Genomic DNA, 10,456 nt, shown 5'->3' on the forward strand with positions numbered 1-10,456 from the left:
CCAGCCAGCCAGCCAGCCAGCCAGCCAGCCAGCCAGCCAGCCAGCCAGCCAGCCAGCCAGCCAGCCAGCCAGCCAGCCAGCCAGCCAGCCAGCCAGCCAGCCAGCAGGATTATCCCATCTATTAAAAACCTATCAAGACATTTCTTTAACTGAACGTGAAAAAGGTACTTATTTTGAGTATTTGACTATTCAGTATCTCACTCACGAACCAGCTTACCGCGATTTATACCAAGAAGTTCTCACCTTTGCCGACTGGGTGGAAAAATATCAACCTGAAGGAACAAGAAAAACCGATACCGGCATTGATTTAGTTGCTATTGATTTTGAAGGAAAATTCACTGCAATTCAATGTAAAAATTACTCTCCAGATCACCGCATTCAAAAAAGTGATATTGATAGTTTTTTCACGGCTTCAGGCAAAAAAATCTTTTCTCATCGCTTGATTGTTACTACCACAGATCACTGGTCTGAAAATGCGGCTGAATCCCTGAATGATCAGCAACCACCAGTAACCGTTATTGATCGTTCCGCTTTAGAAAATAGCTTAATTGACTGGTCATCATTCCAACCAAGCCAAGAGCTAAAAACTCGTGAGAAAAAAACGTTACGAGAACATCAAATTTCTGCATTAAATGCTGTAAAAGACGGATTAAAAACCGCTGATCGCGGAAAATTAATTATGGCGTGCGGTACGGGGAAAACCTTCACCTCTTTAAAAATTGCCGAAGAGATTGCTGGAAAAGGAAAAAGTGTACTTTTTTTAGTACCTAGCCTTGCCTTACTTTCTCAAAGCTTAACAGAATGGACGCAAGAAGCTGATATTCCATTACATAGTTTTGCAGTATGCTCTGACAGCGATGTAGGAAAGCAGAATAAAGATAACAATGACTTAGTGCAAACACAAATTCACGAATTGCAATACCCCGCAACTACAAATGCTGATAGCCTATTTAAAGCCGTAACATTTCGGCATAATGATGAGGCTATGAGCGTTGTTTTTTCGACCTATCATTCCATAGATGTTATTCATCAAGCCCAACAAAAAGGGCTAGCTCCTTTCGATTTAGTTATTTGTGATGAGGCGCACCGTACAACGGGCGCAAGTTTTGATGATGACGAAAATGAATCTGCATTCGTACGCATTCACAACAACGATTATATCAATGCCCATAAACGTCTTTATATGACAGCAACCCCTCGCATTTATACCGAAGATGCTAAAAAAACTGAAGGTGTTATCGTTTATTCAATGGATGATAAAAATCTATTTGGAGATGAACTTTACACCATTAACTTTTCAAGCGCGGTAAAAAGAGGATTACTTGTAGATTACAAAGTTCTCGTTTTAGCCGTAGAAGAAAGTCATATTAATCGCCGTTTAGAATATTTACTAAATCGAGAAAATAATGAAATTCAAGTAGATGATGCTGCAAAAATTGTGGGTTGTTGGAAAGCCTTATCTAAATATGGGGTTGAAGATGAACTTGCTGACGATAGCCAACCAATGAAAAGGGCGGTAGCTTTTTGTCAAGTTATTGAAAAAGATTATAAAGGGTCAAAACATAAAGTCAGCTCCAAAGCCATTGCTGAAATGTTTGATACCGTAGTAACTGCTTATCAAGAACAAGAAATTGAAGCGCTTAATGAAATTAATCCAGAATTAAGTCTGAATCAATCGCTCACCTTAAAATGCGAAGCAGAACACGTTGATGGCTCAATGAATGCCAGTGAAAAATCCAGTAAAATTAATTGGTTAAAAGCGGATTCTGGTGAAAAAACTTGCCGAATTTTATCTAATGTCCGTTGTTTATCTGAAGGGGTGGATGTCCCAGCCTTGGACGCTGTACTCTTTTTAACCGCTCGAAATTCACAAGTAGATGTTGTGCAATCCGTAGGCCGCGTAATGCGAAAAGCGGAAGGCAAAAAACGTGGCTATGTTATTTTACCTGTGGTAATTCCTGCCAATAAAACCCCAGAAGAAGCCTTGAATGACAATGAAAATTATCGTGTGGTCTGGCAAGTATTAAATGCGTTACGTTCACACGATGACCGCTTTGATGCAATGCTCAACAAAATGGAATTTGATGGTGCAGCAAAAGACAAAATTGAAGTGGTTTCAGTCATTAGTGAAATCTTTAGAAAACAAACTAAAAAACAGCAATCAAATAAGAAAAAATATGATAAATCAGGGCGTGGACAACACAATATTGGCAACAAAAGTAATGATGACTTTGCTGGTCAGCAACTTGACTTCCAATTTGAAGTGGGTGAAATTGAACGGGCTTTAGTGGCAAAAATCGTAAAAAAATGTGGCAATCGAACCCATTGGGAAGATTGGGCAGCGGACGTGGCAAAAATTGCACAAACTCATATTGACCGCATTAATGCCATTTTAGAAAATCCACAGAACACAGCACAACGTGAAGCCTTTAATGCTTTTGCAAATGAATTACGCGATGATCTCAACAATGCCATTAGCGACAGCGATGTGGTAGAAATGCTGGCACAGCATTTAATTACCAAACCAGTATTTGATGCCTTGTTCGCCAATGATAACTTTAGTGCGCATAATCCAATGTCAATGGCACTGCAGAACACCATTGATAAATTACAAGGGCAAAATATTGCCAATGCGGAAACCAAACGCTTACAAGAGTTTTATGAAAGCATTCAGCTCCGAGTCAGTAATATTCAATCCCCAGAAGGCAAACAACGCATTATCAAAGAACTTTATGAATCTTTCTTTAATAACGCATTCCCTAAAATGCAAGAACGTCTTGGCATTGTTTATACGCCTATTGAAGTAGTGGATTTTATCCTGCATAGTGTTGAAGATGTGCTACAACAAGAATTTAACGCCTCTCTTGCTGATGATGGCGTACAAATTCTTGATCCCTTTACAGGAACTGGTACTTTTATCACCCGCTTATTGCAAAGTGGCTTAATTCCAATCGATAAACTGCCGAATAAATATCAGCAAATTCACGCCAATGAAATAGTGTTGCTGGCTTATTACATTGCGGCAATTAATATTGAATCGGTTTATCACGCCTTATTAGCACAAAATGAAGAACCCGATGAAGCTAAAAAACAAGGCTATCAACCTTTTAAAGGCATCTGCTTAACCGATACCTTCCAACTCTATGAAAAAGAAGATTTGGTTGATGCCATTTTGGAAGAAAACTCCGCTCGCCGTAAACGCCAGAAAAAACTGGATATTCAGGTGATCATCGGTAATCCGCCTTATTCAGCCAGGCAAACTAATGCTAACGATAACAATGCAAATGTTGCTTATCCATTGTTAGATCAACGCATTAGTGATACTTATGCAAAATTTTCTAATTCCGCCAACAAAAACAGCCTTTACGACAGCTATATCCGCGCGATTCGTTGGGCTTCTGATCGCATTAAAAATAAAGGTGTAGTTGGTTTTATCACTAATGCAAGCTTTATTGATAGTAATGCTGCAACAGGGGTGCGTAAATGCCTCGCTGAAGAATTTTCAAGTTTATATATTTTTCATATGCGTGGAAACTCTCGTACTTCTGGTGAAGAAGCCAAAAAAGAAGGCGGAAATATTTTCGATATTCGTACGCCAACAGCTATCTCTATTTTGGTAAAAAACCCTGATAGTACAAAAAATGGCAAAATCTATTTTTGTGATATCGGTGATTATCTTCAAAAACAAGAAAAGCTGGATAAAATCATTGAATTTAAAGGCATTAAAGGCATTTCCCAACAAAATGCTTGGCAAGAAATTATTCCCGATGAATTTAATGATTGGTTAAATCAACGTGATACCATTTTCACTAAAAATATAGCTATTGGTGATAAAACAGGTAATGAACCATCTGTAATATTTGATAACTACTCTAATGGAGTAAAAACTAATCGAGATGTTTGGGTATATAACTTTGCAAAAGAAAAGCTTATTTATAATATGACCTCAATGATTAATGTTTATAATCAAGAAGTTATAATATATCAACGTAAACATAAGGAAAATCCTAATTTGAGTGTTAATAAGATTATTACACTTGATAGTAAAAAGATAAGTTGGAGTGATACTCTCAAGGCTAAACTTATTAGATTAGAAAAAGCATCAATTAAGCCAGAAAAACTCTCTATATCGTTATATAGACCATTTACAAAAACTAATTTTTATTATGATAAAGTATTTAATGAAAGAACTTACCAAATGCTTAAAATATTCCCAACCCCAACTGCGGAAAATAAGGTGATTTGTGTTACTGGATTAGGTGTTACAAAAGCATTCTCTGCAATTATCTCAAGTATAATTCCTGATGTGCAATTATTAGCAAATGGTCAATGCTTTCCGCTTTATTTATACGAAGAAGATAAAAAAGAGCAAGGGAAATATCATCGCACTGATGCTATTACCGATCAAGGATTGACTTATTTCACCGAATATTATGCTGATTTTAATATTCAAAAAGAGGATATTTTCTACTATATTTACGGCCTATTACACAGTGAAGAATATCGTGAGCGTTATGCCGATAATTTGAAAAAACAACTTCCTCGTATTCCACGCGTGAAAAACATCAAAGATTTTTGGCTGTTTGTACAAGCCGGACGCGCATTAGCAGAACTTCATTTACATTATGATCAAGTGCCAATGTATGATGGCGTACTATTTTCTGGTGGATTAAAAATTATTGAAGATAAGCTCACCGGTGGCGGTATTGCTTTTAAACCTGAAGATTTCTATGTAGAAAAAATGAAATTTGTGAAAAAAGCAGATAAAAGCAAAGTGAAATATAACGAGAAATTCACCATTGAAAATATCCCACTAGAAGCCTTTGATTATATTGTAAACGGTAAATCCGCCTTAGAATGGGTAATGGAACGTCAATCCGTTAAAGTGGATAAAGACAGTGGTTTAATCAACGATGCTAACGATTGGGCAAAAGAAACAATGCACAATCCAAAATATCCATTGGAATTATTCTTACGTGTGATTACGGTGAGTTTACGTACCAGAGAAATTGTACAAAGTTTACCAAAATTAGAAATTGAATAATTAACGCAAAAATCACAACTTATCTAAAAACAAAGTGCGGTGAAAAAATTCATAAAATTTCCACCGCACTTTTCTTTTTTCGTTAAGCTTAAAATCCAAACCCTAACAAATGCTTAATACAACACCCTTGCACGAATCGTGCCGTCGATTTCACGCAGTTGTTGTAAAAGTTGTGAGCAGTCATCGGTTTCCACATCAATAACCACATAACCAATTTTCGGATCGGTTTGTAGGTACTGGGCGGCAATGTTGATATTTGCGCCGACAAAAAGTTGGTTGATTTGGTTTAACACGCCTGGGCGATTTTCGTGAATGTGCAATAAACGCTTGGTTCTGCTGTGTTCTGGTAAAGACACTTCTGGGAAGTTCACCGCAGAAAGTGTTGAGCCGTTATCTGAATATTTCACGAATTTGCTCGCCACTTCAGTGCCGATATTTTCTTGTGCTTCCGCCGTTGAACCACCGATATGCGGGGTGAGAATCACGTTATCCAAACCACGCAATGGCGAAACAAATTCTTCATTGATCGAAGCAGGTTCTGTTGGGAACACATCAAGGGCGGCACCACGCACTTTGCCTGCTTTAATTGCAGCGGCTAAGGCATCAATGTCCACCACCGTACCACGGGCGGCGTTAATTAAAATGCTCCCTTCTTTAAGCTGGGCGATACGCTCGGCATTCATTAAATTTTTCGTAGAGGCATTTTCAGGCACGTGCAAAGAAATCACATCGCTGCTGGCAAGTAATTCTTTTAATGAGCCTACCTGCTGTGCGTTACCTAATGGCAATTTGGTTTCAACATCATAAAAATAGACATTCATACCTAGCGATTCCGCAATGATACTGAGCTGTGAGCCAATGTGTCCGTAGCCAACAATCCCTAATTTTTTGCCCCGCACTTCGTGTGAGCCTGTGGCAGATTTGTTCCATAAACCACGATGCACTTCGGCATTGGCTTGCGGGACATTACGCATTAAGAGCAAAATTTCGCCTAATACCAGCTCAGCCACCGAGCGAGTGTTAGAGAATGGTGCATTAAACACAGGGATACCACGCATTTTTGCCGCTTCAAGATCCACTTGGTTGGTGCCAATACAAAAACAGCCCACGGCGATGAGTTTGTTCGCACATTCTAATACATCAGCAGTTAAGTGTGTGCGGGAACGAATACCTAAGAAATGCGCATCTTTGATCACTTCTTTTAATTCTTCTGGCTCAAGGGCTTTTTTATGATATTCAATATTGGTGTAGCCTGCGGCATTTAACACATCAACGGCATTTTTATGTACGCCCTCGAGCAGTACAAATTTAATTTTAGACTTATCCAGTGATACTTTTGCTGACATTTTGCTCTCCATAATCAAAAAAATTATTCAATAATTTCTGCGCCTTGTGGTGTGCCGACAATCACAATATCCGCACCACGCAAGGCAAAAATTCCGTTGGTAACCACACCTGCCACGTTATTTAAGGTTTTTTCCATTTCGATTGGATTTAAAATTGGGAAATTATACACATCTAAAATCACGTTGCCGTTATCGGTTACCACGCCTTCACGGTATTCTGGTGCGCCACCAAGGCTGACCAATTTACGCCCCACCTGCGAGCGCGCCATTGGGATCACTTCCACCGGCAAAGCAAAGGTTGAACCTAGCACGTCCACTTGTTTGCTTTGATCCACAATGCAGATAAATTTTTTCGCCAGTGCGGCAACAATTTTTTCTCGCGTTAATGCCGCGCCGCCCCCTTTGATCATCATTTTTTGTGGGTTGATTTCATCAGCGCCATCAACATAAATATCTAAACTTGACACTTCATTGGCGCTAAATACTTCAATGCCTTGTTTTCTCAATAATTCTTCTGATGCTTTAGATGCCGCCACAGCCCCTTTAATTTCATCTTTCATTGCGCCAAGGGCCTCAATAAAACAATTTACCGTTGAGCCACTGCCCACGCCCACAATCGTATCAGGTTTAACATATTGCAATGCCGCTTGTGCAGCTTGCTTTTTCATTGCGAGTTGATCCATATTCTTTCCCTTCATTGATAAAATCTGTGTTCAAATTTGCTATAAGTAAACGTTTGCGAACAAGGCATCTACTTTAATCCCATTCACGGGCAGATACAAGCCCTATTCGGGTAAAAACTCTGTTAACAATTCGTTTAAAAACAACTTACCTTGCTCGGTGATTTGCCAAGTGCGGTGGTTTTCTTGAATGTATTTTTGTGATTTCGCCCAATCAATTTGTTTTGCAATCACATCACAAGATAATCCCGTCAAATTCTCAAACTCGATTTTTGGCACTGGCTCAAGCAAGCGAAAACGATTCATAAAGAATTCAAAAGGACGCTCATCAAGGGGGATTGGCTTTTCTTCATATAAATATTCCCCACGCATATAGCCTTTCGGGTGCTTAGTTTTGGAAAAACGCAAAATATCGCCATTCGGGAAAGTCAATTTTCCGTGCGCACCACAGCCTATCGCCAAATAATCGCCAAAGCGCCAATAATTCAGGTTATGGCGACACTGATCACCGGCTTTGGCATAGGCAGAGGTTTCATATTGCCCATAGCCTGCTTGGCTTAAAAGCTGATGACCTTGCTCGAAAATATCCCATAGCGCATCATCATCAGGCAATGTAGGCGGACGATAGGCGAACATTGTATTTGGCTCAATGGTGAGCTGATACCAAGAAAGGTGGCTCGGCTCAAGGGCAATAGCTTGGCGTAAATCATCTAGCGCTTGCGTAAGAGTCTGATTTGGTAAGCCGTGCATTAAATCTAAATTAATGCGTTTAAAACCCGCATCTTTTGCCATTTGCACCGCGCTTTTGGCTTCCTCAGAATTATGAATGCGTCCTAAGCGTTGCAATTTTTCATCATCAAAACTTTGTATGCCTAAAGAAAGGCGATTCACCCCAGCTTCCACATAGCCTGCAAAACGGCTCGCTTCTGCCGTTCCAGGGTTGGCTTCTAAGGTGATTTCAATATTTGGCGCAAAGGGAATTTGCTGTTCAATGCCTTGCAATAATTGCGCGATGCCTTGTGCTGAAAATAAGCTTGGCGTGCCACCACCAATAAAAATGGAATGTAGCGTTCGCCCACCAATGCTTGCTTGATAGCGCGCCAGATCTTGGCGTAAATCAGACAACAAATGCGCGATATATTCCTGTTCGGGAATACCGCCTTTTTGCGCGTGGGAATTAAAATCACAATAAGGGCATTTTTGCACGCACCAAGGGATATGCACATAAAGGCTCAATGGCGGAAAAAGCGGCGGAAAAACTTGCATTATTTTGACCGCTCTTTGGCTTGTAAGCGTGCTTTTAACACGCCTAATGCGCGTGCGCGATGTGAGATTTGTTTCTTCTCTGGGGTATCAAGCTCAGCAAAAGTGCGGTCTTTTTCAGGATAGAAAAATAGACTGTCATAGCCAAAGCCATTCTCACCTTTTTCTTCAAAAGTGATTTCACCTGCGCATTCCCCCTCCGCAATAATTGGCGAAGGATCGGTTTCGTGTTGCAATAATACAATACAGCTCACAAACTTCGCTTGGCGTTCGTCAGCTGGCACGTTAGCTAATTTTTGTAATAACTTTTTACGATTTTCAGCATCGGCTTGCTCGCCATCAACACCTGCGTAACGAGCGGAATATAGCCCTGGTTCACCATTGAGTGCATTCACAACTAATCCGCTATCATCAGCAATGGCGGGCAAACCTGACATTTTGGCCGCATAACGCGCTTTCAACAAGGCATTTTCCACAAAAGTTAAGCCTGTTTCTTCGGGGCTTTCAATGCCTAAATCCGTTTGTGCGATCACCTCAAAGCCAAAATCTGCTAGCACATCGGCCATTTCGCGCACTTTGCCTTGATTACCCGTAGCCAGCACAATTTTTTGTTTCATTGTTGATCCTTATAAAATAAAAAAGGCGACCACTAAGTCGCCCTTGTAACACTCATTGAGAGGAAACCAGATAATGATCTCCATTCAGCTATAATATGTTTATGCCATATACTTAGTGTGATTAGTATAGTGCATTTTAATTGTGATCTCTATTTGCTATCTTCACTAAATGATAAAGGATCGATACGTTCTCTGTTTTTTTCTAATGTTGCTTTCCCAATGCCTTGAACCTCTAACAGCTGTTCTACTGCGGTAAATTTGCCGTGTTTCTCTCGATATTCAACAATCGCTTCAGCTTTTTTCGCACCAATACCAACCAACGAACGTTGAATATCACTCGCTGTAGAGGTATTGATATTCAATTTTTCGCCAACGAAAGATTTCTCTTTGATTGTATCCGTCAAAACTTGATCGGTACTAGAACTGACTTTTTCATTTAGTTGAGACTGAGCCACAACAGAAAAGCTACTTAACAAGCCTATTGATAACAATAAAGAAGATAGAACTGTCTTAATTTTCATTACGGTTTTCCTTATTCATAGAAACAAAAAAGTATAAATACTGAATAAATCAGCAGTGATACTTTGCATTCCAATACAAAAACTCGCAAGAAAAGCACCGCACTTTTGCGATCACGATCGTAAAAATAAACAGAATAAATAAGGCAATTTGATATAAGAAAGTGCAAAAAATAAAAAAGTGAAATCTATTTTTGATAGCTTAACAAGCCATAATAAACACGTTCGGCTTAGATTGTTTAAAAAAGAAAAGATAATGGTATTTCTATCATTGCCTTTGGTTATTCTTGGGAGGGGAATGCATTACTTATTTTATCTTCCAAAGCCTTGTCCTTAAGCTTGTACTCGCAAGCTCTCTGACATTATGCTTTGCTTTTTTTACTCGTTCTCTCATTAATCTGATTTTCTCATCAAGTTTTACTCTTGTAATTGCGCTTAGCATTTACAATGTACAAAATACAGCCCTTTAATAGGTTTTTCATACTAAAAGCAAAAAAATATGGAAGCATAGGAATACAAAAACTCTGATAACCATCATTCTTTTCAATTATGATAATTTCAGAAAAGCAAAAGAAAAGAAAACTAAACTAAACTAAACTTAAAATATAATAATGAAAAAATTGGAGCAATAAGAAAAATTTGATATCTGATGGCAGGGGCGGAGAGGCTCGAACTCCCAACACCCGGTTTTGGAGACCGGTGCTCTACCAATTGAACTACGCCCCTAAATGAAGTGGCGGAACGGACGGGACTCGAACCCGCGACCCCCTGCGTGACAGGCAGGTATTCTAACCAGCTGAACTACCGCTCCGCAAAATTGATAATTGGCAGTGACCTACTCTCACATGGGGATTCCCCACACTACCATCGGCGTTATAGCGTTTCACTTCTAAGTTCGGCATGGAATTAGGTGGGTCCGCTACACTATAGCTGCCAAAAAATTTTATTTTGTTAATTTACTTAAACAAAAATAAATTAACAAAATAAA

Annotated in this window: 6 protein-coding genes, 2 tRNA genes and 1 rRNA gene; 1 reads left to right on the top strand and 8 read right to left on the bottom strand. The window is 39.4% G+C overall.

Annotated elements, in window-relative coordinates:
• Positions 1-181: 181 nt before the first annotated feature.
• Positions 182-5,044: a DEAD/DEAH box helicase gene (locus C3007_RS09790; RefSeq protein WP_207763695.1), complete on the top strand. Its 4,863-nt coding sequence runs from the start codon at positions 182-184 to the stop codon at positions 5,042-5,044.
• Positions 5,045-5,157: 113 nt separating this feature from the next.
• Here C3007_RS09790 and serA read toward each other — a convergent pair whose 3' ends face one another.
• From serA to rrf, 8 genes are all read right to left on the bottom strand, one after another.
• The gene (gene serA / locus C3007_RS09795) at positions 5,158-6,390 is read right to left on the bottom strand and encodes a phosphoglycerate dehydrogenase (protein ID WP_103854272.1); all 1,233 of its coding nucleotides are present in this window, start codon (positions 6,388-6,390) and stop codon (positions 5,158-5,160) included.
• Positions 6,391-6,413: 23 nt separating this feature from the next.
• The gene (gene rpiA, locus C3007_RS09800) at positions 6,414-7,073 is read right to left on the bottom strand and encodes a ribose-5-phosphate isomerase RpiA (RefSeq protein WP_103854273.1); all 660 of its coding nucleotides are present in this window, start codon (positions 7,071-7,073) and stop codon (positions 6,414-6,416) included.
• A 102-nt stretch (positions 7,074-7,175) separates the two neighbouring features.
• Positions 7,176-8,336, bottom strand: coding sequence for a radical SAM family heme chaperone HemW (gene hemW / locus C3007_RS09805; protein ID WP_103854274.1), 1,161 nt, complete (start codon positions 8,334-8,336; stop codon positions 7,176-7,178).
• Positions 8,336-8,950 carry an RdgB/HAM1 family non-canonical purine NTP pyrophosphatase gene (rdgB, locus tag C3007_RS09810; RefSeq protein ID WP_103854275.1) on the bottom strand — a complete coding sequence of 205 codons (615 nt, stop codon included), beginning with the start codon at positions 8,948-8,950 and terminating at the stop codon, positions 8,336-8,338. The genes hemW and rdgB overlap by 1 nt, the downstream gene beginning before the upstream one ends.
• A 149-nt stretch (positions 8,951-9,099) precedes the next feature.
• Entirely contained in the window at positions 9,100-9,471 is a 372-nt protein-coding gene (locus tag C3007_RS09815; protein WP_103854276.1) for a ComEA family DNA-binding protein, read from the bottom strand.
• Between the two features lie 647 nt (positions 9,472-10,118).
• A tRNA-Trp gene (locus C3007_RS09820) sits at positions 10,119-10,194 on the bottom strand.
• 8 nt (positions 10,195-10,202) lie between these two features.
• Positions 10,203-10,279 (bottom strand) — tRNA-Asp (locus C3007_RS09825).
• A gap of 11 nt (positions 10,280-10,290) precedes the next feature.
• Positions 10,291-10,406: ribosomal RNA gene (gene rrf / locus C3007_RS09830) — 5S ribosomal RNA — on the bottom strand.
• Positions 10,407-10,456 lie beyond the last annotated feature (50 nt).

Origin of the sequence: Avibacterium gallinarum (assembly GCF_002921135.1) — a bacterium.
GTDB classification, from domain to species: domain Bacteria; phylum Pseudomonadota; class Gammaproteobacteria; order Enterobacterales; family Pasteurellaceae; genus Avibacterium; species Avibacterium gallinarum.